The organism is Veillonella nakazawae, from assembly GCF_013393365.1.
GTDB classification, from domain to species: domain Bacteria; phylum Bacillota; class Negativicutes; order Veillonellales; family Veillonellaceae; genus Veillonella; species Veillonella nakazawae.
On record NZ_AP022321.1, the window covers coordinates 1,867,258 to 1,892,541 of the forward strand.

At 39.9% G+C, this 25,284-nt stretch carries 25 protein-coding genes; 7 read left to right on the top strand and 18 right to left on the bottom strand.

The genetic code is table 11. The features are described 5' to 3' along the window. Positions 1–11: 11 nt before the first annotated feature. Both mutY and VEIT17_RS08635 read right to left on the bottom strand, forming a co-directional pair. Positions 12–1,109: an A/G-specific adenine glycosylase gene (mutY, locus tag VEIT17_RS08630; RefSeq protein WP_178885682.1), complete on the bottom strand. Its 1,098-nt coding sequence runs from the start codon at positions 1,107–1,109 to the stop codon at positions 12–14. Between the two features lie 102 nt (positions 1,110–1,211). Continuing rightward, positions 1,212–1,733, bottom strand: coding sequence for an 8-oxo-dGTP diphosphatase (locus VEIT17_RS08635; RefSeq protein WP_178885684.1), 522 nt, complete (start codon positions 1,731–1,733; stop codon positions 1,212–1,214). A 117-nt stretch (positions 1,734–1,850) separates the two neighbouring features. On the opposite strand from VEIT17_RS08635, the gene VEIT17_RS08640 reads away from it, so the two are divergent. The 3 genes from VEIT17_RS08640 to VEIT17_RS08650 are packed head-to-tail and all read left to right on the top strand — an operon-like array spanning position 1,851 to position 3,731. Next, entirely contained in the window at positions 1,851–2,624 is a 774-nt protein-coding gene (locus VEIT17_RS08640; RefSeq protein WP_178886044.1) for a DUF4931 domain-containing protein, read from the top strand. Positions 2,625–2,678: 54 nt separating this feature from the next. Then, positions 2,679–3,491, top strand: coding sequence for a metallophosphoesterase (locus tag VEIT17_RS08645; protein ID WP_178885686.1), 813 nt, complete (start codon positions 2,679–2,681; stop codon positions 3,489–3,491). Positions 3,492–3,500: 9 nt separating this feature from the next. Further along, the gene (locus tag VEIT17_RS08650) at positions 3,501–3,731 is read left to right on the top strand and encodes a hypothetical protein (protein ID WP_005385164.1); all 231 of its coding nucleotides are present in this window, start codon (positions 3,501–3,503) and stop codon (positions 3,729–3,731) included. A gap of 89 nt (positions 3,732–3,820) precedes the next feature. On the opposite strand, the gene VEIT17_RS08655 is transcribed toward VEIT17_RS08650, so the two are convergent. Then, positions 3,821–4,801, bottom strand: coding sequence for a molybdopterin-binding protein (locus VEIT17_RS08655; RefSeq protein WP_178885688.1), 981 nt, complete (start codon positions 4,799–4,801; stop codon positions 3,821–3,823). Between the two features lie 177 nt (positions 4,802–4,978). After that, the gene (crcB, locus tag VEIT17_RS08660) at positions 4,979–5,359 is read right to left on the bottom strand and encodes a fluoride efflux transporter CrcB (RefSeq protein WP_178885690.1); all 381 of its coding nucleotides are present in this window, start codon (positions 5,357–5,359) and stop codon (positions 4,979–4,981) included. A gap of 152 nt (positions 5,360–5,511) precedes the next feature. Between crcB and VEIT17_RS08665 the strand changes: the two genes are divergently transcribed. Next, complete coding sequence (locus tag VEIT17_RS08665; protein ID WP_060924483.1) at positions 5,512–5,901, top strand: helix-turn-helix domain-containing protein; 390 nt, start codon at positions 5,512–5,514, stop codon at positions 5,899–5,901. An 84-nt stretch (positions 5,902–5,985) separates the two neighbouring features. On the opposite strand, the gene VEIT17_RS08670 is transcribed toward VEIT17_RS08665, so the two are convergent. Further along, the gene (locus tag VEIT17_RS08670; protein ID WP_024064500.1) at positions 5,986–6,693 is read right to left on the bottom strand and encodes a GntR family transcriptional regulator; all 708 of its coding nucleotides are present in this window, start codon (positions 6,691–6,693) and stop codon (positions 5,986–5,988) included. A gap of 244 nt (positions 6,694–6,937) precedes the next feature. Here VEIT17_RS08670 and VEIT17_RS08675 point away from each other — a divergent pair, with 244 nt between their 5' ends. Next, a complete protein-coding gene (locus VEIT17_RS08675; RefSeq protein WP_024064501.1) occupies positions 6,938–7,879 on the top strand; it encodes a diacylglycerol/lipid kinase family protein in 942 nt (313 codons plus the stop codon). 166 nt (positions 7,880–8,045) lie between these two features. On the opposite strand, the gene addA is transcribed toward VEIT17_RS08675, so the two are convergent. Together addA and VEIT17_RS08685 are read right to left on the bottom strand one after the other, a co-directional pair. Next, entirely contained in the window at positions 8,046–11,927 is a 3,882-nt protein-coding gene (gene addA / locus VEIT17_RS08680) for a helicase-exonuclease AddAB subunit AddA (protein ID WP_178885692.1), read from the bottom strand. Beyond that, positions 11,917–15,429, bottom strand: a complete 3,513-nt coding sequence (locus VEIT17_RS08685) for a PD-(D/E)XK nuclease family protein (RefSeq protein WP_178885695.1) — start codon at positions 15,427–15,429, stop codon at positions 11,917–11,919. Before VEIT17_RS08685 ends, addA begins: the two co-directional genes overlap by 11 nt. A gap of 344 nt (positions 15,430–15,773) precedes the next feature. Here VEIT17_RS08685 and VEIT17_RS08690 point away from each other — a divergent pair, with 344 nt between their 5' ends. Continuing rightward, complete coding sequence (locus VEIT17_RS08690; RefSeq protein ID WP_178885697.1) at positions 15,774–16,751, top strand: hypothetical protein; 978 nt, start codon at positions 15,774–15,776, stop codon at positions 16,749–16,751. Positions 16,752–16,929: 178 nt separating this feature from the next. Here the strand turns inward: VEIT17_RS08690 and VEIT17_RS08695 are convergent, their stop codons facing one another. Next, on the bottom strand, positions 16,930–17,481 hold the full coding sequence (locus VEIT17_RS08695) for an SGNH/GDSL hydrolase family protein (protein ID WP_178885699.1): 552 nt from the start codon (positions 17,479–17,481) through the stop codon (positions 16,930–16,932). Positions 17,482–17,624: 143 nt separating this feature from the next. On the opposite strand from VEIT17_RS08695, the gene VEIT17_RS08700 reads away from it, so the two are divergent. Further along, positions 17,625–18,422, top strand: a complete 798-nt coding sequence (locus tag VEIT17_RS08700; protein ID WP_178885701.1) for a hypothetical protein — start codon at positions 17,625–17,627, stop codon at positions 18,420–18,422. Positions 18,423–18,609: 187 nt separating this feature from the next. Here VEIT17_RS08700 and VEIT17_RS08705 read toward each other — a convergent pair whose 3' ends face one another. The 10 genes from VEIT17_RS08705 to VEIT17_RS08755 all read right to left on the bottom strand — a co-directional run bounded on the left by VEIT17_RS08705 (position 18,610) and on the right by VEIT17_RS08755 (position 25,256). After that, positions 18,610–19,833: an MFS transporter gene (locus VEIT17_RS08705; protein WP_060924489.1), complete on the bottom strand. Its 1,224-nt coding sequence runs from the start codon at positions 19,831–19,833 to the stop codon at positions 18,610–18,612. 378 nt (positions 19,834–20,211) lie between these two features. Then, positions 20,212–20,796: a hypothetical protein gene (locus tag VEIT17_RS08710; RefSeq protein WP_178885703.1), complete on the bottom strand. Its 585-nt coding sequence runs from the start codon at positions 20,794–20,796 to the stop codon at positions 20,212–20,214. A 133-nt stretch (positions 20,797–20,929) separates the two neighbouring features. Continuing rightward, positions 20,930–21,253 (bottom strand): tetratricopeptide repeat protein, encoded by a 324-nt coding sequence (locus VEIT17_RS08715; RefSeq protein ID WP_178885705.1) that lies wholly within the window; start codon positions 21,251–21,253, stop codon positions 20,930–20,932. Positions 21,254–21,328: 75 nt separating this feature from the next. Further along, positions 21,329–21,892, bottom strand: a complete 564-nt coding sequence (locus tag VEIT17_RS08720) for a DUF4303 domain-containing protein (RefSeq protein WP_178885707.1) — start codon at positions 21,890–21,892, stop codon at positions 21,329–21,331. 223 nt (positions 21,893–22,115) lie between these two features. Next, positions 22,116–22,814: a hypothetical protein gene (locus tag VEIT17_RS09840; RefSeq protein ID WP_178885709.1), complete on the bottom strand. Its 699-nt coding sequence runs from the start codon at positions 22,812–22,814 to the stop codon at positions 22,116–22,118. Next, a complete protein-coding gene (locus VEIT17_RS08730) occupies positions 22,811–22,948 on the bottom strand; it encodes a hypothetical protein (protein ID WP_178885711.1) in 138 nt (45 codons plus the stop codon). Before VEIT17_RS08730 ends, VEIT17_RS09840 begins: the two co-directional genes overlap by 4 nt. A 147-nt stretch (positions 22,949–23,095) precedes the next feature. Continuing rightward, positions 23,096–23,491 (bottom strand): pentapeptide repeat-containing protein, encoded by a 396-nt coding sequence (locus tag VEIT17_RS09925; protein ID WP_178885713.1) that lies wholly within the window; start codon positions 23,489–23,491, stop codon positions 23,096–23,098. A gap of 552 nt (positions 23,492–24,043) precedes the next feature. Beyond that, positions 24,044–24,376 carry a hypothetical protein gene (locus tag VEIT17_RS08745; protein ID WP_042986510.1) on the bottom strand — a complete coding sequence of 111 codons (333 nt, stop codon included), beginning with the start codon at positions 24,374–24,376 and terminating at the stop codon, positions 24,044–24,046. A gap of 48 nt (positions 24,377–24,424) precedes the next feature. Further along, positions 24,425–24,970 carry a cation:proton antiporter gene (locus VEIT17_RS08750; protein ID WP_156719308.1) on the bottom strand — a complete coding sequence of 182 codons (546 nt, stop codon included), beginning with the start codon at positions 24,968–24,970 and terminating at the stop codon, positions 24,425–24,427. Beyond that, positions 24,948–25,256 carry an RHS domain-containing protein gene (locus VEIT17_RS08755; RefSeq protein WP_197923035.1) on the bottom strand — a complete coding sequence of 103 codons (309 nt, stop codon included), beginning with the start codon at positions 25,254–25,256 and terminating at the stop codon, positions 24,948–24,950. The genes VEIT17_RS08750 and VEIT17_RS08755 overlap by 23 nt, the downstream gene beginning before the upstream one ends. Positions 25,257–25,284 lie beyond the last annotated feature (28 nt).

Consider the following 25,284-nt stretch of genomic DNA (forward strand, 5'->3'; position numbering starts at 1 on the left):
GCTCCTACAAATTATTTTGCCATCTCCGTCAATTTACCATGAGGACCTGCCCAAGCATAATCGGCGAACTCGTCGCGCTTGATGAGCATCCAGTCCTTTGGCAATTGCTTTTGGATGACTCCGATTGTTATATTTTTAGCATCTCCTGCGTACGTCAAATCGCCGCGGAATGCTTTCATAAACCATTTTCTATGAGAGAAAATATGTGTTATTTCTTTTACTAAGACAGGTTGTAAAGCTAGTTCAAAACCTAGGTCCCTAACTAATTCTTCAAGGCCTCGTTCACCTTCGTCAAAGGCAGATACCATTTCCACCGAAGGGAATTCCCACATGGACCGTAACAACCCACGATTCGGGCGTTTATGCAATAGATAATAGTCTTCGTATTGCAAGATGCCTACAAATAGAGGCACCTCTACAACCTTCGTTTTCTTGATACGCACAGGTAATTTGTCCGTATCCTTATGTTGGTATGCTTCGCACATGTTTACAATAGGGCATTCTCCACAGCGCGGAGTTTTTGGAATGCACACGGCAGAGCCAAAATCCATTAAGGCTTGGTTAAAATCACCAGGCCGATCGTGAGGTAATGTTTCCTCTACAATAGCAGTTATAGCCTTCTTACCTTTAGTGCTCAAAATATCATCAAAGATGCGATATAAACGAGCGTAAATGCGCAGTACATTGCCGTCTACAGCTACCTCTGGTTCGTTGTACGCCATGGATAGCACAGCTCCAGCTGTATAAGATCCTACGCCCTTCAAGGACTCCATCGTCTTGCGGTCACGGGGCACAATACCACCGTAGTTTTCCACGACGTCCTTTACACCAAGGCGCAAGTTACGAGCACGGCTATAGTAACCAAGCCCCTGCCAAGCGTGAACCACCTCATCCTCAGAGGCCTTTGCTAGGTCCTCCAAGGTTGGAAATAAACGCATCCAATTGTCATAATAGGGCTTCATCGCCTCAATGCGCGTCTGCTGGCTCATCACCTCGGACACCCAAATCTTATAAGGGTCTCCACAATCGCGCCACGGCAATTCCCGTTTATGCACATCATACCACGCCAACAGCTGTGGCACCCACTTAGGGTTCTTTTTATCAGTCATATTACCTCAAAATATTATAAACTTAGGACTCCAGTACCACTTTCATGACTATAGGCATATTACAAGCCTATTGCATATATGTTGCACCCAATAAGGTACAGATTATCCATTAATATACAGATCAATGCGCGCCAAGTGTTCGCTTTCAAGAACGGTATCCACAGTGGTCAATTCCATCTTATCTACCGTACTGTTGTCTCGGCCAAATACGATAGGCCCTTTTAACTTCTTGCCTTCTAGCAGCATTGGCAACCATTGGCGGTCACCATCCCACATGTGCTCATAGGGAATTTCATCGACCGTTAGCCAATGAGGCTCCATCTCGTCGGTTTCCTCTACATTGCCTGTGAAAGTACGCAAAAAATACACATAACCAACATGTGTTAAACTTTCATCAAAGGGAAATTGAAAATCAAAAGCAGCCACACATTCTAAATCTTCCGAGCGACCATGAAGGCCAGATTCCTCAAACAACTCACGGATAGCACAGTCTCGGAAGCTTTCACCAGCCTCGAGTTTACCACCAAATCCATTATATTTATCAGCCCCGAAACCACGTTTCTTACGACCTAGCAATATGCGATTTTGTTCATCAATAGGAAATACGAGCGTCGTCGGTTTCATAAGGCCTCCTCAATCGTTAAAATAATACCCTATTATTATACCATTATTTCATGTACGAATGGGCTAATTATGGTATGATTAAGAGTATAGATTTTCTTATACGGAAGGAGGCACATGATGAATAAACCACTACGATTTAACATCGCACTAGGGCGCACAAAGCCTGTTAATATTCGGAACGAAGAAGTGCGCTGCCCCTTCTGTGATCGTTCAAAATTAACGGATATCCTAGATACTTCAGGTCATATCATTTGGCTCATGAACAAATATCCTGTACTAGATAAAACATGGCCGACGGTTATTATTGAAACGGAAACGGACGAAGGCGAATTTTCCACCTTGCCTGCTGATGAAGCAGCCCGTATTCTCCAATTCGGCCTAGATAAATGGCGTGAAACACGAGATCGGAAAGAGTTCAAATCTGTACTGTTCTTCAAAAATCACGGATACATGTCTGGCGGTTCCATTCGTCATCCTCACAGCCAAATCATAGGCCTTGAAGATTACGATTACCACGAAGATATTACAGCTCAAAATATGGAAGGCTGGCTCTTGCATGAAGATCAAGATGTGCGCATCACCTTGTCCACGCAGCCTATCATTGGCTTCTTTGAGTACAATATTCGCTTCAAGCCAGATGCCCCGGTTCGCTCCGTTGCATTGCGTTTACAACAGGTATTGCGTTATGTATTGCGCAGCATCGCCAATTACAGCCAGTCCTATAACTATTTTGTATATAATCTTGAGAACGGCTACGACTACATCAAGGTAGTAGCCCGTTATGTCACAACACCACTTTACGTGGGTTACAAAATTCCTCAAACTTGCGACGAAGAACGAGCTGCAAAAATCATTCAAGACATTGCGCCGTACTTCCACGCTTCAAAATAGTTTTACTTATACATATTGTATCTAAATAATTTTGATATATTTGAAAGGATGTTTATGAAAGTATTTGCCATCGGCGATCTCCATCTATCTGGCAATCCTCCGACGAAGCCGATGGATATTTTTGGTCCCCATTGGGATAACCACTGGAGCCGCATCAAAGAAAATTGGATCGACCATGTAACAGATGAAGATATAGTCTTTCTCGTAGGTGACATGAGTTGGGCTCTTCGCCTAGATGAAGCGGCTTGCGACTTACAAGAAATTGCATCCATGCCGGGTAAGAAATATATGATTCGAGGCAATCACGACTACTGGTGGGCCTCCGCTAACAAGATGAGAAATCTCATGGGCGATGCTATCACCTTCTTGCAAGGTCATGGTACCGCACAGCTTATTCAAACAGAAGAAGGCCCTCGCATTATTGCCTTTGGTGGAACACGCGCCTACCTCTGCCCTGGAGACTCCCATTTCATACCAGAAACAGACCAATCCATTTACGATAGAGAACTGATGCGTACCGAAGCAGCGCTGCAAGAAATGGATGCAGCTGTGAAATCACTGATAGAAGAAATCACAGCTAAAACTAAAGAGGATACAACAGGTTCTGAAATGACAGAGCCATTAATAATAGACATACACAACACACCAGTAACAAAATTGTTATTGTTGCACTATCCTCCGCTCAATGAGTCCAACACTCCTTCAGGCTTTACAGCACTCATGGAGACATACAATGTAGATACTTGTATCTTTGGTCATTTACACGATCAAATATCCTTTAAGCGCATTCCAAAGGAATTTGGTTCTACTAAATTAGAGCTAGTGTCTGCAGATTACCTAGACTTTAGACTGAAAGAAATTATGTAAGGAGAGACCATGAGTCGCATTCATAAAGAACATTTACAAGCGGGATATATCTTTGGTGATACTATCAACCAAGAATATATTTACTTGCCCTCTGGTGAGGTAGGCACTGACCATCCTTTGGCTGTCCTCGAAACACCGACAAAGCGTGAGGACATTACGTTGGACGAAGCAGTCCACATGATTGACACCCTTACATTAAAACGTTGTAGCCATCCTACACTAGGGAAAAAATCATTTTAATAATATAATGGCATTAACAAATTAAGCTGGTAGATATCTACCAGCTTTTTGTATGGACTTATACAATTTTTAGATGTTCCATAAAAGGATTATCCCAAGAATCCACCATGCCCCATGCGAATGCAGTCTTCTTTAGTAATTTCATCATTTGCTACGAGGCGTGGCAAAATTTCATCAAATGCCGTTGGTTTGCTAAATAATACGCCACCCGGAACGCCAAGAATCGGTGTACCATCTGCACAGTACGCAATACAAACCATAGAACCTGGCAATACAGGTAATCCGTATGTCACTACGCGATCTGCATAACGTTTAATGGCCCCTGGTGTTAAATCGTCAGGGTCAACGCTCATGCCGCCGGTACAAAAAATAATGTCAGCACCAGCTGCTTTTACCTTGTCGATGGCCGCCACAATATCGTCTGTATTATCCGTTACGATTTCATGGGCTACTTTATTTACACCAAACTCTGCACAACGTTCCTCAATGATTGGGGTGAAAGCATCTTTAATGCGGCCTTCAAATACTTCGGAACCTGTAGTAACAATGCCCATTGTTTTGCGTACGAATGGTTTTACATTAAGTAAAGGCTTGCCATTAGCAATTTTCTTTGCATCCTCCACTTGTTGTTCCTCTAATAACAATGGAATACAACGCATGCCCGCTAATTTATCGCCTACTTTCACCGGTGTATTATTAAATCTCGTTACAATAGTAAGCTCGCCAATACTATTAATAGCATGTAAGCGATCCACATCAACTTTAAAGAGACCGTCTACGTCCGCAATAGCTTCGATTTTACCTTGCGCCATAGGTCCAGCGTGCATATTTTCGCCACCTGCCATATTGTACAAAGCACGTGCCACGTCCTCTTCGTGCAAGAATCCTTCATCCTCAGGTTCCATCACAAAGATATGCTCTTTACCAAGGTCTAGTAATTTCGGAATATCCTCTTCCGTAATAACATGGCCACGACGGAATGGCGTATCTTTCACCTCTCCTATGACAATGCGTACTAAATCATGTATTAATGCATGCCCTACGGCATCTTGTGTTCTAATGGATTTCATAATATCTCCCTTTATAATCTAGAATTCTATGTAATGTATTATACTCAAAATTTTCTTCAAACTTTAAATTCTGAACTCTATATAATGTATGTTCTAACAATTCTATGTATCTTACCAAATAATCATATAAAAATAGATGTATTTATGCTGTAACTCAAGTCACCTTATTCAGTAAGATCAGATTGCACCGAGTATACGCGCAAGTAGCACACCAATCCAGCAAAGGATTAAGCCCCCTACAACTTGTACAGAGCCATAGAATAAAGCTTGTACATAAGACTCAGCCATCATGAGTTGTAACATTTCAAAGGCAAAGGTAGAAAATGTTGTAAATGCACCAAGTCCACCAACAACGAGGAAGAACCTCGCCAACTGCGATAAATCTGGCTTTTGCATATATAGACCTAGTACAAGGCCAATAATAAGGCAACCAATGAGGTTTACTACAACCGTTCCATATGGAAAGGAACTCACCTTTGTCATAACCCATTCGCCAAGAGCCATGCGACACAACGCACCAACTGCGCCACCAATGGCAACTGCAATGTATTTTTCCATATTGCCTCCTATACTTACAGTAGTATCCTACGATTTTCACAATCCGTGTAATTATCTGAAATAACCGATAAATATCTAGTTTTCTATATTAGTCAACGACCAACAGTCTCAGTATACTATATTTAGAGAGCAGGGAAAAGAAAGGAATCCCTATGAAACCTGCAACAACACCGTTAACTGAGCTGCGAATAAATACCTACGAAGACCCATTTTTACAACATCAATATGTGTGTTTAGGTCATAAAATTGCCAACATTCGCATATCTCTAAATATGTCCCAACACGAGCTAGCACGCCACGTTGGGATTAGTCGCAGTTATCTGAGTAAGCTAGAGTGTGGCACAGGCATATCCGGCATGTCTTTAGAAATTTTATTTAAAATCGCTCAAGCATTCCAAATTGATGTAGCTCAGCTTGTAAGGTTGCGTATTATAGATTATAAAAGTTGCAATGCTCATCTTACGTCACACTATAAACGATTAGAATTTCTAAGTCATACGAGGAACAGTGCGCTAACTAAAGTTAAGCCAAAGCTAAGTTAAGCTAATCAAATACAGTGTTAACGCTCGTACAGAAAAGGCCCCGCCAACGGCGGAGCCTTTCATAAAGCATGCCAACAATAGGCATTATACTTCATTAAGTTTTTTGTGTTGCACTTCAGCATTTGCTTTTTTGAAGATAAATGCATTGTTGATATGCTGACGCATAGCAGTTTCTGCTGCCACTTCATCATGACGCTCAATAGCATCTACGATATGATCATGTTCATCGTCGCAATCATGGGTACGCACTGCATTAAAAGAGCTAATGTACATGTCGCGGTTAACGCGTTCACGGAAGCTCGCTAAGTATTCTACAACGCGTTCATTACCAGAATAATGAGCAATCATAGTATGGAAACGACTGTTTACTTCAACGCGTTCTGTAGCCTCTTCAATTTCATGCATTTCTTTACAAATTTCACGCAACTCTTTAATTTGTTCATCAGTTGCATGACGGGCACAAAGTCGCGCCCCAAGGCCTTCCATTACTTCACGCACTTGATACAATGCAATAATCTCTTCAGGAGTATCCGCCTTTACAGTAACACCCTTCCAAGGAACAATAACTACGAGATTGTCTTTAGCCAATTTACGGAATGCTTCGCGAACAGGTGTAGCACTCACTTGCAATTGTTCTGCAATTTTTACTTCGTTAAGCTTTTCTTGTGGCATCAATTCGCCTGTTAAGATAGCTGTTTTTAATGTTAAATAAACTTGTTCACTAAGTGGTAATCTTTCAATGGAGTCCACAGCGGACAATTTGTATTTATCTTTAGAATCTTGTCGTCCCATTAATATCCCCTAATCTTATATCCCGTCAACTCATTCGTACTTTCAAAGAACGGCTAAAATGAGTATAATATATTGTACGATATATATTGTACGATATATATTGTACGATATATTTTGTATTTTGAATAAATATGTTATATGTGATTTAGTACATATAGTATAATTATAGAGCTCACATCTAAGACTGTCAATTTAACGATAGATAATAGCTATATCTCATTTTTGAAAGTAAGGAAGTTGTACCATGAGCCGTTGTTTAGTTATCATAAATCCTGTATCAGGTGGCGGTGCGGCACGTCGCTATGCCCTCGATTTACAATGGAAATTGAGCACCTTGTTTGAAACGATTGAGGTCAAATTTACTACTGGTGAAGGCGATGCTACACGTTTCGCAAAGGATGCTTGCGAACGCGGATTCGATGCTGTGTTCTGCATGGGTGGTGACGGCACCGTAAATGAAACCGTTAATGGTATTGCCCAAGGTGGCTTTAAATCTACCTTTGGTTTCATTCCTGTTGGTACTGTAAACGATATGTCTCGTGCCCTTGGTATTCATCAGAATCCAACACAGGCGATCAAACGTATTGATATCAATCAAACACGTACCATTGATATCGGTCGTTGTAACAACAAATATTTCTGCAATAATATCGCAGCCGGTGTTATTCCAAAGGTAATCGAAGAGGTTACCCCAAAGGAAAAGAGCATCTTGGGCCCTCTAGCCTACTTCTTACGCGCAGGGCAAGCCTTATTTACAACAAAGGACTACACATACCGCATCAAAACAGAGAATGATGATTTTATCTGTAAATCCCCACTCGTTCTTGCATTGCTCACCAATGTAGTATCTAGCTTTGAACGCTTCATGCCGGAAGCATCTGTAGATGATGGTTATATGCGCATCATAATATTCAAGGAATACTTCATCCTCGATATACTCAGCGTATTGCCACTTATCATTAGTGGTGCCATCTACAACTCCCGTTATACAACAACACTAACTGTGAAAAAGGCTCATATTGAGCTATTATCTAATATCGGTGATTTACCTACTAATATGGATGGCGACCAAGGCCCATCCATGCCAGTAGATATCGAAGTATTGCCACGGGTTCTAAAAGTATTTGCCCCAGCAAAACACAAAAAGAAAAAGGCTTTGAATTTGCCTATACTACCACATATCTAATAAATTGTAGAGAAATCTACAGGACAAAACTATATAACAATCTATAACATAAAAGCTCTCTATTCAAGAATAGAGAGCTTTTTTATGTTCATTACCTTATAGGAAATACCTACGTCCCTGCATATTTCTCATGCATAGCACTAAGTTAAGCATAGACTTACAAAGGCTAGTCTATGATGATAGCATCATGCAAACGGAAACTATAGATATAACATGCTTTCACAGGCATCCCTGTCAATCGTTGCAAGGCCTCTTTATAGAGGTCCATTTGTATTTTATAGCGCTTGATGAGGTCTTCCCCAGATTTGACGCGGTCCGTCTTGTAATCTACAAGAACCCATTCACCGTCCTCTTCAAAGGCAGTATCGATAATACCTTGGAGGAATAGATTTTCACCGTCCTCTAAGGTATCGTATACGCGTTTTCCTTCAAAAAGCATACTAAACGGCAATTCTCGTTCGATACGCTTAGCGTTGATGAGACGTTTCCCAAGATCAGAACTAAAAAATTTATACAAACTTGTATCGCTTAATAAATTTCGTTCTTCCTCTGTGAAAGTCCCTTTCGTTACGAGTGCATCAAGCTCTTTTGTTAAAGAAGCTTGAGTATACTGCGCAAGAGGAAGCCATTGCATGGCCTCATGCATCAAGGTACCCCATTGAGCCCCTGTCAACACATCCTCTTCGGACTGTAATGCTTGCGGCTTGCGGCCGAATACGGAATTAGCCAATTCGTCGGATGAAACAGTTACATCTGAAGCCTCCGTAATTGGTAAACTAGCAGCATTGATATTCTTCGCCTCAACATTTACAGATGATTTTGGATCTAGCTTAATAGCTTGACCTAAGATTGCATCTGAAATGGCTCGTTTAACCCCTGTATCTACCGTTATAATCGGTTCGTTCAAAGTATCAATAGTGCCTGCTTCAAGTTCCCGTTCTTGGAATCGTCGTTTCAATTCGCTGACGGAAATCTTAGCCGTGCGCCGCGTAGCGTCGCTGTACGGATAACTATAGTTGAAGCGGTCTTCGATTTCCTGTGGCAGTTCCACGGAATTAACAGCTTGTAATTCGCGTACCTTATTGATGGTAGTTTCATCGATATCTGCCTTATAATCGAGGTCACCGTAGAGAGAGCCATCGTGGATTTCGACCTTGATGCGACATTTTTTATCTGGTAAATCAAAATAGGTCGGTCCTTCGTACTCAATGGCTACGCGCAATGGATTACCACCGTCTAAATGACGGGTAAAGCCCATAATTAACCATTCTAGATACGTATTAGCTTGGGTGATAATATCCGTCGGCAATTGTTGACCTTCTACTGACGCTGCATTTTTAATGAGTTCACCTAAGGTACTCAACTTACCTTTAGCATTCTTAAAGCCTTTAAAATGACCTGTCATAATCAGCTTATCTCGTGCCCGTGTTAAGGCTACATAGAGAATACGCTGTTCCTCTGCTTTGAGGGCTGCTTCTTTTACGTCTTTCACGTAGAACCACGGCATAGTTGGGAAGGATACTCGAATATCTGGGAAGTATCCCTTTAAGCCAAGGCCTGCGTTCTTATCGATGAGGAGCTCTGACCGAAGGTCCATCATGTTGAATTTCTTTTGCATCCCAGATAGGAATACAACAGGGAACTCAAGGCCCTTACTCTTATGGATGGTCATGAGGCGTACCACATTGTCCGCTTCACTTACTACATTAGCAAGAGGCATATCTTGATTACTGTCGCGCAAGCTTTCAATAAAGCGCAAGAATCTAAAGAGCCCCCGGAATCCAGAGGCTTCATACCCTTTAGCACGGTCATATAAGGCAAGCACATTTGCTCGACGTACAAGGCCATTCGGCATAGCCCCTACATAGTTTACGTAATCTTGGGATTCGTAAATATCCCACAATAAATCGGTCACACCGTGACGACGTGACAAGGTACGCCAACGCTCCATATGTCCAATAAAGGATAATAAGCGCTCATCTTGTACCTCTTCTGCATAAGCAGGCATGAGAGACCACAGAGAACCCTCACCAGACAGGCGCAACGCACCTAGTTCATTGGCATCAAGCCCAACTAATCCCGAGTGCAATACCGCTGCCATCGGCAAGTCTTGTTCAGGATTATCTATGATGGATAACAACGCTAGTAAAAGCTGAATTTCTTGGGCTTCAAAGTAACCATCCCGTTCGTTTACCACCGCAGGGATGCCTGCTTGGCGCATGGCCTCTACGGCACGAGTTCCCCAACCAGCCAAAGACCTACGCAAAATAGCAAAGTCACGCCATTCAATTTGGCGGAAGGTACCATCTGGATTTTGCACCTTCTTCTTAGTAGCGTGAATCTCCTTAATCTTTTGAATAATGAAATCTAACTCGCGCTCGTTATTCTCAGGGTCATCCCCTTCATCTTCATCGCTTTCACTAGCACTGAGGGTATCCTTACTCACATCGAGGAGCTGCAATTCCACGTCTCCTCCAATCCAATCCTCCGGTGCATCCTCAACGATTCGGCCAGGAATAAGGGATTCCGCCTCCGTATAATTGAGCTCCGCTGCCTCTTCTGTCATAATTTGGTAGAACAAGAAGTTCGTAGCGGCCAAAATATTTTCGTGAGACCGGAAGTTCTTTGCTAGGTCGATACGGCGTTCTACCGCATCAGTACCGCCGTAGGTATTGTATTTCTCCATAAATAGAGAACTGTCCGCCATACGGAAGCTATAAATCGCTTGTTTCACATCCCCTACGTAGAACCGATTATCGACGCGAGAAATCAAATTGATAATCGTCTCTTGTACGCCGTTCGTATCTTGGTATTCGTCGACCATGATTTCCTTGAAAGTATCTTGCAGTTCCTTCGCTACATCAGACGGCTGAGGATCATCCTCTGTGCCCGGCTCAACAAGAAGAGCTAAACATAGATGCTCCAAGTCACTAAAGTCCATGATACCTTGCTCTTGTTTCATATCCCGATACGCCTTATGGAACGCAATCGTGAGCTCTACTAAACCTTCGATGATTGGATATTGAGCCTTGAACTGCTCTTGTAAGGTAGCTTCCGGCACTGTGAATACAGCAGCTTGCATCGCTTTAAGGTCATCTTTATTTTGGGAACCTAAAGATTTAAACTCTGCTTGTAAACTAGGGTCAACCTCTTCTCCAAGTTTATTAAAGCGGTCTTTTATAAAGGTATCCGTATGTTTACAAGCTTCCCCCATATCGTCCCAAGTTTCAGCCCCTGAAAGCATGCTTAGTGCGGCTAGTTGGTTATCATAAATATTTTGCCATTTATGAGGCCCTACTGGATCGAGCAAGATTTGTTCCATCCGTTCTAAGCGCTCGCGAATACGGTCAATAACAGCTACATGTTGATCCCACATATATTGGCCCCATAGGGTCTCACTGGGATTTACAGTCATGGCCTCTTTATAAGGCTCTAAGGCTTTTCGTAACCATCCATCAGGATTAGCAAGAGACATAGCGTAGTTATATAAAGACATAATCTTCGCCGTTAAGCCTGCATCCGATTTATCATCACTGAAGAAATCCGCTAATTCATAGATATTATAAAGGCCTTCTTCGTAAGATTTAGTCAATAAATCAGCTAATACCTCTTGTTGTAACAATGCCATTTCTGCTTCGTTACCGATGCGAGCAGTAGGGTTAATATCGAGCTTGTAAAAGTAAGACCGAATCACCCATTGGCAGAATGAGTGCAATGTAGAAATATGAGCAGATGGCAACAGATTAAGCTGTCGTTCAAGGCGCTCTTGCATGGCTGCATCCTCGGTGGATTCCATGGCTTTCGCCAAAGCAAGACCAATACGAGCGCTCATCTCTTGAGCTGCCGCCTTCGTAAAGGTTACAACCATGAGCTCTTGAACGGATAACGGGTTATCCATGTCTTTAAGACGCGTAATAATACGCTCTACAAGAACTGCCGTTTTACCTGAACCGGCCGCAGCCGCTACTAGTAAGGTTTGATTATCTAAGGACGAGTCCTTAGGAGCTATGATGGCAGACTCCTGCTCTGGCGTCCATTTAACACCCATGGTTTTCACCTCCTTCGTTACTATTATTTCTATCGCTACTGTTATTTCCGTCGTTTAGAGCCTCTTTCATCCGTTCTAACGCATCAGCTTCGGACAGTTTAGACAAATAATTATATCGATTTCGACTAGAGTCAAAACGGCATACAGTATTGTAATCACAGTATGTACAAGATCTATTCTTATGTAACTGGTAAGGTTGAATTGGGAATTGACCGTCCCCAATATGGCGGCCGATGTCAGCCATTACATGATTGGTGTAGCGGCACATCACATCAAATTCACCTGGATTCTTAACCTTGCGCAAATCATTCCTAGAAATGGTTTGATCTTTCGTCGTTGCAATTGGCACATATGGGCCTTGTTTAAGACCATAGGATAAGAACTTATTATCAATATGCGTCAACAACTCAACATCGTCTGAGAAGTACCCACTATTTCTCCACGCGTCGCTTTCCTTAGCTAAAGATACTGCATCTTCATAAGATATAGGAGCATCGGCAGGAATTTTAGGGTTCTTCACATAGGAATACACCACAGCCGCGGGAGCTATAGATTCGCCTTGCGTTTTACCGTAAGCAGATTCTAACGCCAATAGATAGGTCATAAGCTGCAATTTAAGGCCATAGTATACATCTTGGGCCGTCACATGTGCGCCGCCCGATTTGTAGTCAATAACCATGCCATAGGTTTGACCATCCCTTGTATATTCATCGATACGGTCAATTTGACCGATGAGGCGTAAATAACGGTCTTCCCCAAGGGGTACCCGAATCGGCTCCCAGCTGCCTTGACGGCCAAAATCTTGCTCTAAGTATTTCGTATCAAAATCACTGCGCTTGGACCACTCCACAAGGCGATCTACCGTCACATGTAATGTTCTTTGTACACGCTGCTCGATTGCCTTTTGGTAGGCATCGCTCGTTTCCTCGCCGCCCTGATTTTCTTGTAAAATTTCTTCCGCTACCGTACGGCACAAGTAATGTTGATCCTCTTCGTTAAGGTCACGCCATTGTTTATTGTTATCTAATAGATAATTACCTAAACGCTCTAGGTTAGCATGGAGGAATGTACCAATTTCAGGAGCACCAAAGGAGCGTACACGACGCGGTTCTAGTTTTAAACCATATTGAGCATAGAACTTGAATGGACATTGCTGATATCTCTCTAGACGCGTTACAGAACCAGACATATAGCCTTTAGATAGGAACAATCCATTCACTAAATCCTTCGTAATGACCGGCACATCATTATTATCTCGAATACCACGAGACACCTCCCCTAAACGAGGACGGTAGGTGTCACTTTCACGAGCCCAGTTATAGAGGCCCCACCACAATGGATTGACCTCATGCCCACTAAAGAGGGCGCCCCAGCGCTCAGACAACAGGGACAAACTCTGTAAAGGTCTCCATACATAATCCGACTCAGTATCAGGTGCAATGGAGAGGGGAATATCTACCGCCTTATCTACATAACCAAGGGATTCTAGTCGTTTCACCACGAGGGATGGCTCAAGGCCGGTTCCATCTTCGCCAGAGCTTGCATAGGACAGCGTCAAGGAATCGGATGCTCGCGTCATGGCTAGGTATAATAGGAAATTTTCGTTGAAAGCCTTCGGCAAAGCACCTTCAGCAAGGGTAATACCTGCATCGGCTAACTCTTGGCGTTCCTTATCCTTGATAAGACCTTCATCGCCCATGCTTTGTGGGAATACGCCTTGATTGAGGCCCATGACGAACACCTTAGGCCACCATTGACTATAACCACGTTCGATGGTAGTGATTACCACATGATCTAAGGACGGAGGAATCATGGAATAATTGACATCGCTCAAGCCTTCTTCTAGGAGCAACATCATCTCATCTAGGGTCAACACTTCATCCTTCATGACCATAGAGATTTCATCTATGAAAGAGATAACAGCATTATACATCTGTTCATGGCTGGCTTTAGACTCTTGATCCCCCACCGTTTCAGCGTCTTGTGCCCATTCATAGAGACGCTGTGGCACTTGCAAGGTTTCTAACAAACCATACAGCTGCGCACCCCACTCAGCGCCCGTATGTCCTTCGCTATGAGCGGCAAAGTCAAACCATGGGGATAGGATATCCATAATGGTTTGTCTCGCTTGGTTGACACGAGCTCTACGCGGTGCATCTGAATGACTCTCTTCATCTTGGCCATCATGGAAGCCCCGTAAATACGGCCAGCTTTCACGTTCCCATTTATAATGGTCAATACCAAACTCGAGTACGTAGTTTTCTAATTCATCTACAGCCTCACGGGTAAGGGGCATCAAGTCTGTTTTAAGCAATAAGAACATGCTGTCTCGACTGTAACTATGACGCACGATATCAAAGAGAGCCGTCAACAATTCGCCTAATGGATGATTTTTCATAGGCCGCTGGCGGTCGATAAAATGCGGAATACCATAACGACCGAAGACCTTCTCTAAGGTATCTCCGTACGTTTCCGACTCACGAAGCATGATGCATACATCACGGTATCGAGCCTCTGGAGAGGACTCTACGTAGGCTAAAATACGACGAGCCACCGCATCGGCTTCCCGTTCTCGGTTGTAACCACGAATGAGTGGAACAGTAGTGTCAGTAGAATTTTGCTTACTAGGGCTAGTAAAGTAATTCGCTTCTAATTCTTGTACGATGTGAGGCCCCCGTTTACCATCAAATCCAATCCAGTTAATTCTAGATCCATAACGAGCCACTAAAGTATCGTAAATCTCTAAAGGACGGCTAAAGAGATGTTCCCCTCGACGTGCAATATTTAAAGCCTTTGGAGCCATTGGCAAGTCGATGGTAATAACCGCTTCCTTAGCCAAATCAAACAAGGTATAAATCAACTCGTAGTGTGTAGGTGTAAACCAATGGAAGCCATCGATAAAGACATGGCTATTTTCCATCAGAGGAGATTGAGGCAAAGCCTCAACGATTTCCATAATTGGATCGATGTCGCGCTCTCCATGACGACTGATTTCCTCCTCGTAGGCAGCCATACAGATGGCAAGCTCGCGCAATTTCTTTTGTAATACTTTATTTTTTACAGACTCCGCTCCACGTTCTAGGTCTGTAGGACCGACTCGGAATGCGCGAAACTCAGAGAAGAGCTGTTGCAATACAGAAGAAAACTCAGGACGTTTTGTAGCCTGTTCTAAGAGACCTAGCTCCTTTTGTTTTCGTTTCATAACAAGGCGCAACAACATCGACCGGCCAAAGCTAGATAAGCTTGATTGACCGGCCCCTTTGGAGCCTATGGATTGATATACTTGGTACCCCAAACGACCAAAACCTACGACACGGACCGTAGTAAAGCCTTTTTCAGGCATAAATTCAGCAAGTTCCCTCTCCACCCGATATGTAGCTGGCTCAGGAACGAGTAAGATTATGGGTTCCCCTGGACAATCGGTCATGACTTGACGTATCCGTTCATATACGGCACGTGTCTTACCAGATCCAGCTCGTCCATAATAGACGCTAATACTCATGAGACCTCCCTAGTGAAACTTTCACCATCTCAATTTATATAATTTATATAATCCACAAATTTCATCTTATTTATATATTTCTTGTTCTTAGGTATAGCCTAAAACTATTTTTTTCGATATAATAATGTCATTATACATAAATACTATTATATAGTAATATGATATTCTGTGCTTAATTCTGGGGTTAATTTAAGCTAATTGTACAAAATTTGACTCATTTGATTATATTTGTTTATAATTAAGAAAAAAATTTATATTTTATTTACAATTAACAGAATTTCATATATAATACATGTTAGTATTTGTGTTATTTGTAAAAATCATGTATTTAGGAGTGAACTATTATGAACAAAAAACATTTAGCAGCTGCTTTCGCAGTATTCGCAGCTACAACTATGTCTTTCTCTGCTTTCGCAGCATCTGTTGATGCTAATGCACGCGCTTACGAACGCGCTGCAGCTGAGCAATATACTTACGCTGCACCTCAAGCAGCTACACCAGCGTACCAATCTGGTTATGTAACAAGTGCACCACGCCCTGGTTACAAACCATTACCAGCGGTACCTTACACAGCAGGTGACATGGCTCAACAAATGCCTGTATCTAAAGAATTGGGCGATCCAATTTTCGTAGCACCTCAAACAACAGCTGTAGGTCTTCAAATCATGGATCCTATCGCACCTAGCTACCAACCTGTATACCAAGAAACTGTAACTTCCGTAACAGCTAATGGTAACGGCAGTGCATATGTTTCCCGTTATAAAACTAACCAATTAAACGCATTCGACTTGTTGTTGAACGGCAAATCTTACACTTACGACTTGCCTGCATACACTAACGGCTACCAAGTGAAAACTGCTAGCTCCTACAACCGTGCTGGCGACGGCGTTGCAAATGTATTCTCTACAAACGTAATCACTGAAGCAGTTGTAAACAACAACTCCTTGCGTATCACTGTTAACATGACTCAACCAACAGCTGTAGCAGCTGCTAAATTGCGTTCCATGCAACAAACTGGTCAAGTAGCAGGCGGTGAAGTAGCTGCATTGTTCGCTTACAATGAAAGCTATGATGGTGTAAAACAAGCTGCTCATTACGACGTATTCAACAACGGCAACCGTTACATCGTTGTTAAATCTGGTGCTGTAACAGTTCCAAACGGTGCACAACACCCTTACGCAACTGCATTGTTCGCAGTAACTGACGACACTGTAGCAGCTGTAACAGTATCTGGCAACACTGCTGATACTTACGATTTAGTTAAAGGTACTGCATACGCAATTGCACAATCCGCTCGCGTATCTAACGCACGTACTCGCTAATTCTAACTATAATTCGTTACGAATTAACTATAACGTGAAGTCTATAAACCTTCACACATGAAGACTATATAAATCACCAAAGCCCCGAATGAGATATCTCATTCGGGGCTTTTTTATGCATCTTACCAATTGAATTCTTTTTATGCATCTTACCAATTGAATTCTTAGATTTATTTTTTTACGATAATCTTGTAAATACTTCTAACGCTTTATAAGCCATCAAACGATAGCCTCGTGCATTAGGATGTACTTCACCGGCAAAGACAATTTGGCCGATTTGATCCGCTTCGTATAATGTTGTATAAAAGTCTATAACCTTTAAATCATGCTCTGCAGCATAGGCTTTCAGTTGTTCATTGACCTCTCTCACTACAATGTCGAGTCCATCCATATCACTATCGATTTGTGTTTCTAAACCAATAATAACCTTCCCCTTTGTGCTCGCTAGTTCAATAGCTTTCACCAAGGTCTTGAACACATATGTACTATCTCGACCTTGTAAGATATCATTAGTACCACACATTAAGAAGATATGACGCGTTGAATTAGCTACAGCTGTAGGTAGCCATTTTTCAATGTTATAAATCATGCCCTGAACGGAGCAGCCGTCTTCACCATAATTTGTAAAATGTACACCCTCTATAGATGCATCACAAATTTCAACCCAACCTTGTCCATAAGGCACATCATAACCGCGGGTGATGCTATCGCCAAAACAGATAATTTCCATATCTAGACCTCCTGTACTATGCATTAATCATATAACAAAATGACAATTATATACAATATACATACTATGGATTTTTATATGCATTTTTTATAGAATTACATGTTTGACTATGGTATACTAATTCCACATAAGAGAGGTCAAAGATGAGAAAACTATATCCCTTTTTAATACTAGCATTAGCAACATTACAATCAGCTAGTGCGATTTCACAATATGAATTAGAGAACAAGCCTACTCAATACCAAGTTGCTTATAATAGCCCTTCGGAGACTGTGTATATCGACTTAAGTACACTTAGTCTAGCACAGTCAGGTCCTACATATAGTACGCTTCATGCTCGTACAATTAGTCTCTATAAAAAGCAGAATATTATTGCTGATTATTCAACTAATTATACATACCATCGTGGTAACACATCTAAAGATATTTACCTCATGGATTGGCATGTAGCACCGGCGAAATTCTACCAAGTAAATGGCGCACCTATAGGAACTGCTAACAATCAACGTTCTGTTCTATCTACAGGTGCTCACGTCGCTACAAAGGGTTCTCCTGTAGCTGAAATAGGTCAATTTATTTTACATAATGCATTGGAATTAGAGCGTATTACCTATACATCTAAGAACCCATACGTACCACCTCGTCCATATAAACCATTAAGTACACCGGCTCCAACAGAAGGTAGGCCATTATTTGGAGTTCAGCCACCAGAAGGTATCTATAAACCGCTAAATCAATTAGAATCTCCTTATACATCTAATCAACCACGGCTATTTCCTTCTAAATTAGGTATGTATGGACCCGTTCCAGCACCGCCTCCACTAGGGCCTCGACCTAGTGATTGGATTCTCGACATTCAAAATCTGGACATGCCCGATCCAAATACACCTATGAGTGATTGGAGACCTCAACCTGATTATCATGCACCGCAAAAACCATAATCAAAAAATATAGTTACTCGTAACGTATAAAAAGAGACTGAACTGTCCCCTATTTTGAATTGCACCTCCAAAAATTGTGTCCAATTTTTGGGGTGCAGTTCATTAGGAGAGCTAATTCAGTCTCTTTTGTTTCATATTTTGTTTGTTTCTATACAATCAGAGGAACCTATTGTATGATGCTTTCACATTATTTAAGACGTACAAAGAACAATGCAATAGCACCGATAACTGGTGCAATGGCAAGGGTCATCAATGCAGATTGATAACTGCCTGTAGCTGTTAACATGCTACCTAAAATCATAGGTGCCAACATAACGCCGATCTGATTAAACAAGTTTACAAAGCCTGCAGTTGTACCGCGTAAATGAGGTGCTGCAGATTGAATTACGAGAGCATTTGTTAAAGCACTATGCATGAAAGCACCAATACCAAGAATTGGACCTGTTATAAAGAGCATATCTGGATTTGTGGTGCTCGCAAAGAGGATCAATGCTGGTGCAAATAAGAACATAACAAGCGCCACCAAATGGTTCTTCTTAATCGGTAATATATCGGACAAAATACCGATAGTCGGTTTCGCAATAAGCGCGGCTAAACCAAAGGCAGACATTACATGGCCTGCATAGATGGCATTAACGCCGAGCTGTTTAACCATGTACAAGTTTGACCATTGCGCCACGGCCCAAGTAGCACCGGTAGCAAAGAAGCCTGCAAAGGCAAGACAACAAATATTGCGATTCTTCAAAACATGTAACAAGTTTTCCTTTAAAGAAGTCTTTTCCCCTATATGAGCAGATGCAGCACTCACCTCTGCTTCTCGTTGAGCTAAAATCTCAGCACTTGGCTTACGAACCGTAAAGTAGCTTAGAATGAAAACAAGGATTGGTAATACTGCTGTTAAAAGGAATGCATTTTGCCAACCATAGTTAGTTGCCACATATGGTGCATAAAGGTTTACAGTGGTCAATCCAAGGGATGTGCAGGACATGAAGATACCCACGGCTGCACCACGTTGATTAGGCCCAAAGTAATCCCCAATAGCACTTAAACAAGATGCTTGTACCGGACCAGATACAATACCTAATAAGAAACGTAATACCCATCCATAGGTGTAATTATCTATAGTACTCATCAATGCCGTAATAACTGCCATGGCAAGTAAGCTTACCAAAATGGTGTAACGATAACCAATGCGATCCGCTAAGATACCACCTGGTAGAACCATGATAGCATAGCCCATATAAAAGGCGGATAAATAGGCCGTACCCATTTGAGGAGTAAAACTCAACGCTTCATTAACAATAGGCATCAAGGATGCCCAAGATAAACGCATAACAAAGCTAATCAAAAATGTTAGCCACACGCTGACAAGAATTAAAATCTGAGTTCGTGAGAAACTAAGTCGATTCATACGAGCTCCTTTCTACAGAAAAATAACATATAAAGCTATCATACTATAAATAGAAAGAGTTTTTCAAACTAAAAAAGAACCCGTTACCAAAACGATAAAGGGTTCTCTATAGTACTACACAAGGAACGGGCTCCAATTGCCTTACCAAGTATATTAATAAATCAAAAGAAACGAGCAACAGGCAACAAATGGCCCAACTGGTCTTTAAAGATTTATATTATACGAATAATATAGCACAAGTACGAGATTAAAGCTATATATAAAACCCTCTAGGCGATAACCTAAAGGGCTTTCTAAGTCGTGGCGGAAATAGTAGCTATTTCGCATTGGTTGCTTTCTCCGTCTTCTTTGGTCTGGTTAAATCCTTTTTAGTTTTGTTTAAGTTGTTTGAACGAAGAATAATCCACCAGATAGATCTCGATTTATAAAAATATATCCTATGTTCTCAGTTAGATAAAAAATTTCATTTACTTCTTCAGGCAGATCCATTCCTAAGATTTGACCTATGAAAATATATTTTTCTAGAAAATCATCACTCTCTTGCTGTAAATATTCAGGTTGTCCTCCTAGAAAACTCATTTCATCTAAATTCTCAATAGGATTAATTGGATAAAATTTATCTAGGTTAAACTTGAACTGATTTTTATCTCCGATGATAACTTTCGTGTATCCTTGAATAGCATCGTCAATTTCAGTAATGTAGTCAAGAAAATAATCTTCTTTATCATAATAAGAAAAAACGTAAATTGCTTTATCTTTATATTCCATATCCTGAAAATCCGTTTTAAATTGAGGTGCAATAGTTAATAGATTTTCAATTGGTATAAAAGCAACTAATGCTAACTCATGACCATCTGGCGCTATCACTTTATTTGAATAGTCTAAATCTAGCCCAACTAATATATTATTTATATTGGGTTTGCTATCTAAAAAGTTAAAATTAACGTATCCATTTTTTTCCATTTAAATTCTCCTAAAAATTTAAGGGCATTTCTCACCTACTTTTTTCAATTTTCTAAGAAATTTCTTGGCTTCTTTTCTTAATCCTCCTCCAGAAGTTTTGGGTTTATAACGATAATCCCCTAAATCTTATTAATTAATTGATATTTATCAAAATTTTTAATTCGTCTGGTAATTTTGCACCATTTCTATATGCCTTTTTAGCCCAAAATATGGCTTTTTCTTTATTGCCTTGTGTGAAAAATAAATCGGCTAAATTGGATTGGGCAATTGGATGTCCATTTTTTGCCGCTATCTCTAGCCATTTAAATTCCAAATCTTGATCTAAAGATACAAACATATGGTATTGATATAATTTGAATGCTGAGTTTTTATCTCCATTAGTGGCGTTCTTTTCGAATATTTGAATTTCTTCATCTGGAATCCAATAAGTACTTCCTGTTGATATAAAGTTAGTCATTTTAAATTTCTTTCCGGATGTTGTTTACATGATATTAAAGGGGTTATTACGTCGGGATTGGAGGTTTCATACGGGCTACGGCTTGCTTTGAAATCTATTTTTGAACGTAAGAAATTTATCATATGAATTTAGTTGTTCAGCAGAATAATTTTCCATAATCTCAGAATTATCACTATCTACAATAGAAACAAAAAATATGACATTATTTGTTTTTTTCTTATCTATATTTTCTATCGCTTTTTTAAATCCTTCTATAATTGAATCATATACTTCCGCCTGATATTGCTCAAAATTATCTTCTGATATTAATGTATTTGCATCATTAAGAATATTTTGAATCTCATTATTGAATATACTATCTATTTTCTCAGGAACCTCTCCAAGTCCTATTGCAAATTGAGGGTAATACCATTTAATAAAAGGCTGATCTTCTTTTGGGTAGTTTACTTTTTCTATTTCGTAGTGAGAAATAGTGTTAGCAGCCCACCCCAGATATGAACAATAGTCATCAATATATAATGTATAGGCAAAAACTTCATTAGAATTATATCTTTCTAATACAAATTTAAATGACTCTGTAACTCCTTTAGATACATTCTGGATTAAATCTTGAATTATATAATTACTTAAAATACTCATTCTATTTTTCCTTTTATAAGTTTTTGTTATCAATCAGTTTCTATGCACATTTACTACGTGATCCGTATTTTCCAAAAACCTTACCACCAATTCTAGTTAATTGCTTACTCATGTATCTATCTGTTTGAGCTTTGTTATACTTATCCAATACTTTTGAATAAATTCTTTAAATTTAATTAACATGGAAGGCCTTTGACTATGATGTTTACAGCATATCTTTGAGTTATATTTGTTCATATAAAGTTAATTTCTTTTCTGTGCTTTTATATATATCTGTATAGAAATAAATTCTATTATCTTTTATCTCTTTCAGATAAACCAAGTCTTCGATTCCCCCAATATACTCAATTGATAAATCATCTAAATTTAATATTGCAAGCCTAAATCCCACAACGCAAAATCGTCTAATGAAAACTGGAATATATATTTTTCTATTGAAATACAACAACGGCCCTCCAAACCCCTGTTCTTTAATAATAACTTGACCATTAATGGATAGACTTCCAACTAAGGGAGAACCTTGATTTACTTCCATCAAATCAAGGTAACTGACTTCCCATTCGTCAAAAAAAGTTTTTTCTTGAAAGTCTAAAGGAGTTTCATTCAAAATTTTTAACTTAGACATTTTTATATTTTTTCTTGTCAAAGAATTGAAATCTTCTTCTAATTCTACAAGGAGTTTACCAACTTCATTATTAAATGGCCAAGAATCAATTACTATCCGAGACAATAAAAATTCTTTTCCTTTTTTTTGTTGAAAAATACTTTCTGAATTTAGATAATTAATCATGTCATATAGTTCATTTTTTATAGAAATCAACTGCTGTTTATTTGTATAACTATATTCATCACAATTATTAATCATTTTATCAATTTCGACTAAAACTATATTGATCTTTTTTATAAATTGCTCCTGATTCATTGTCTTATTGACCTTTCTAAGTCATTAATATATTTTTGTGTTTGTCCACCAGGCACCCCCAAACCATGAGGTGCAGCTTTACCTTCAATAATAGTTGTTTCTGGTTTTACTTTAAATTGAGCAATATTAGTCATGAGGTTCCATTTTGGTTTGACTGCGAGGCTACTTCTGATAGCAGGGAATATTTCAAATAAATAACGACCTTTAGCTTGAGCATTTACTTAAACCAAGAGGATCAACCTAAAAGGCGGCCCGAATGCCTTATTCAACATTGTCATAAATTATGTTTTATTTGTAGAAAATATATTATCTTCTATATGACAGTTTTGAAAAGAGCAGTTAGATATTAAATGATCTTGTATATGCGTTGATCTGAATACACAATTAATAAATGTACAATTAGTAAATTTTGTATTGCAAACTATTGCCGTAATAAAAGAACAATTAATAAATTTACAATTAGTAAAGGAACTATAGCTTATGAAAGCACCACGAAATGAACAGAAAGAAAATTTGAGACTTTCAATTTTCCTATGGGATATTTCGTATCTGTGAAAATCAATATTATCTATATGGGTTAACTGTCTAGAAATTAAAGCATCTAATTCTTTTGTTTCGATTTTAATTAAAGACTTTGTAATATTTTTAAGTAATTCTTGAATGTCATTTGATATCATTTTTATTACCACCAATCTATAGGGTCTGTTTGTATATCTTTCAAAGGTATTCTTGGTTTAGATAATAGAGCAGCTCCAAGCACCCCATATGCAATCCATTTAGGCAATGCCGCATCAGGCTCGTAATACCTGAAGAAGTTGTAATGCAGCCCCGTTTCATGGTCGGCATACTGGTTTTGCTGGTGGAAGGATTGGTGAGGACGGTCAGACGGCGGGCTTTGTCGTAGACGTAATTGAGTACGCCACCTCTTTGGTCGGCACTTTGAATCAGGTTGCCGGCTTTGTCGTAGGCGTAGCGGCGGTTGAATACGGTACAACAAAGGTCGTCTAAAAGTTAGTTTCCAGACGACCTTGATGCTGACTAGTGATGAGGTTGTTAAAGAGCAAACATTTCAGATGAGCTCAAAGAAGGTTTTGAGGTCATCTAAATAGCGGAAACCGCGCGCAAATTCTACACACAAATCTAAGTCAAGGATGGAAGTCTCATACAGGCTAAGGCTTTCTACTACTTGCTTACATAAAAGTACGAGACCAATCATAGGTAGATCTAGATTACAGTAAATCTATTATAGGTAATTCAAGAATATCTTTCGTTGTTAACTCTCCAATTTTCTTTTCGATAAAAGACAACTTCCTATTTTTCACTAATTTGTCATCATGGAACGCATATTCGTAGATTTTTCCATTTGTTTTATTATAGACATATCCATAATAATCATCCTGATCATTCTCATCTTCAACAAAATTCATGAAGAATATTTCATCATCTTGATTTAATCGCTCTATTACTGCACTGTATAAATTTGGCACCTCATTTACTACAAAACTTGTACATTCCAAAACACTTTCCAGTAAAATTCCAGATGTTAATTCTTTAGGCTCCATTGATTTAACTCCTATCTTTCTAAATAGGCTACTCAAGCTTGCATCCATTTATCTATATTTCTTAATATCCTGTAAGGTAATTATACTATTTCTTAAATCATCTAAAAATAACAATTGAATTTCATATTCACGTTTTAAATTTTCGTCCTCTATTTTGCCATCTTCGGAGTATGGGAAATTCGCTAAAGCATCTTTCCAGTTAATTACGTTTTCAGCACATGCAGCAAAGTAATAACTATCAGATGATCTTTGTTGTATACCTAGTAACATATTTCGAATCGAAGCTAATAATTCTATAGTTCCTTGTGTTTCTACCATATCATTTAATGGATCATCATCATCCCAATTTATATCTTCTATAGCTTTTTGAGAGATTCCAATATTTATTTGGGAGAAATCATACCAACCAGCTTTAATGATAGCATCACAGAGTTGGTAGTTCACATTTGAATTAGTTATTTTAGTCATATTTTCATTTATTTTTTTCTCAATGATCAGTGCATTACAGCACCAAGCTGCAAATTTACATTTCTTTTGTAGATCCATTTGATCTAAAATAGATTGTACTCTTTCAATATGTAATTCTATATTCATAAATCATTCTTTCATTAATCATATACACCGCTAGCATTGTCAACACTTGGTCATTGAAGTACTGGCTCTGTAATCTGAACGGTTGATGTACATTCCGATAGACGCGCTCATCCTTTTTCAGACGACCCCAGCCGGTATAGTTGCCGAACCACAGCAAATTACCATCTCTGTCTGTCATCTCGCGCGGGATACCGATTTGGTCGGTGTGGAAGTAGTGAGATTGTTGTCGGTTTTCTCCGTCTTCGTTGATGTGGTTTTGATAGGCGAAACCGCGTACGTACCGCACGTACCCTACGTCAGGAATGAAGGTTTTG

Coding starts and splice junctions, on each gene's coding strand:
- VEIT17_RS08730 (WP_178885711.1), bottom strand. CDS start 22,948: ATGACTAATATTGCTCAATTTAAAGTAAAACCAGAAACAACTATTATT.
- VEIT17_RS08640 (WP_178886044.1), top strand. CDS start 1,851: ATGAATAAACCACTACGATTTAACATCGCACTAGGGCGCACAAAGCCT.
- VEIT17_RS08720 (WP_178885707.1), bottom strand. CDS start 21,892: ATGAGTATTTTAAGTAATTATATAATTCAAGATTTAATCCAGAATGTA.
- VEIT17_RS08690 (WP_178885697.1), top strand. CDS start 15,774: ATGAACAAAAAACATTTAGCAGCTGCTTTCGCAGTATTCGCAGCTACA.
- VEIT17_RS08715 (WP_178885705.1), bottom strand. CDS start 21,253: ATGACTAACTTTATATCAACAGGAAGTACTTATTGGATTCCAGATGAA.
- VEIT17_RS08705 (WP_060924489.1), bottom strand. CDS start 19,833: ATGAATCGACTTAGTTTCTCACGAACTCAGATTTTAATTCTTGTCAGC.
- mutY (WP_178885682.1), bottom strand. CDS start 1,109: ATGACTGATAAAAAGAACCCTAAGTGGGTGCCACAGCTGTTGGCGTGG.
- VEIT17_RS08750 (WP_156719308.1), bottom strand. CDS start 24,970: ATGAATATAGAATTACATATTGAAAGAGTACAATCTATTTTAGATCAA.
- VEIT17_RS08695 (WP_178885699.1), bottom strand. CDS start 17,481: ATGGAAATTATCTGTTTTGGCGATAGCATCACCCGCGGTTATGATGTG.
- VEIT17_RS08670 (WP_024064500.1), bottom strand. CDS start 6,693: ATGGGACGACAAGATTCTAAAGATAAATACAAATTGTCCGCTGTGGAC.
- crcB (WP_178885690.1), bottom strand. CDS start 5,359: ATGGAAAAATACATTGCAGTTGCCATTGGTGGCGCAGTTGGTGCGTTG.
- addA (WP_178885692.1), bottom strand. CDS start 11,927: ATGGGTGTTAAATGGACGCCAGAGCAGGAGTCTGCCATCATAGCTCCT.
- VEIT17_RS08650 (WP_005385164.1), top strand. CDS start 3,501: ATGAGTCGCATTCATAAAGAACATTTACAAGCGGGATATATCTTTGGT.
- VEIT17_RS08665 (WP_060924483.1), top strand. CDS start 5,512: ATGAAACCTGCAACAACACCGTTAACTGAGCTGCGAATAAATACCTAC.
- VEIT17_RS09840 (WP_178885709.1), bottom strand. CDS start 22,814: ATGAATCAGGAGCAATTTATAAAAAAGATCAATATAGTTTTAGTCGAA.
- VEIT17_RS08700 (WP_178885701.1), top strand. CDS start 17,625: ATGAGAAAACTATATCCCTTTTTAATACTAGCATTAGCAACATTACAA.
- VEIT17_RS08635 (WP_178885684.1), bottom strand. CDS start 1,733: ATGAAACCGACGACGCTCGTATTTCCTATTGATGAACAAAATCGCATA.
- VEIT17_RS09925 (WP_178885713.1), bottom strand. CDS start 23,491: ATGATATCAAATGACATTCAAGAATTACTTAAAAATATTACAAAGTCT.
- VEIT17_RS08685 (WP_178885695.1), bottom strand. CDS start 15,429: ATGAGTATTAGCGTCTATTATGGACGAGCTGGATCTGGTAAGACACGT.
- VEIT17_RS08645 (WP_178885686.1), top strand. CDS start 2,679: ATGAAAGTATTTGCCATCGGCGATCTCCATCTATCTGGCAATCCTCCG.
- VEIT17_RS08745 (WP_042986510.1), bottom strand. CDS start 24,376: ATGGAGCCTAAAGAATTAACATCTGGAATTTTACTGGAAAGTGTTTTG.
- VEIT17_RS08675 (WP_024064501.1), top strand. CDS start 6,938: ATGAGCCGTTGTTTAGTTATCATAAATCCTGTATCAGGTGGCGGTGCG.
- VEIT17_RS08710 (WP_178885703.1), bottom strand. CDS start 20,796: ATGGAAAAAAATGGATACGTTAATTTTAACTTTTTAGATAGCAAACCC.
- VEIT17_RS08655 (WP_178885688.1), bottom strand. CDS start 4,801: ATGAAATCCATTAGAACACAAGATGCCGTAGGGCATGCATTAATACAT.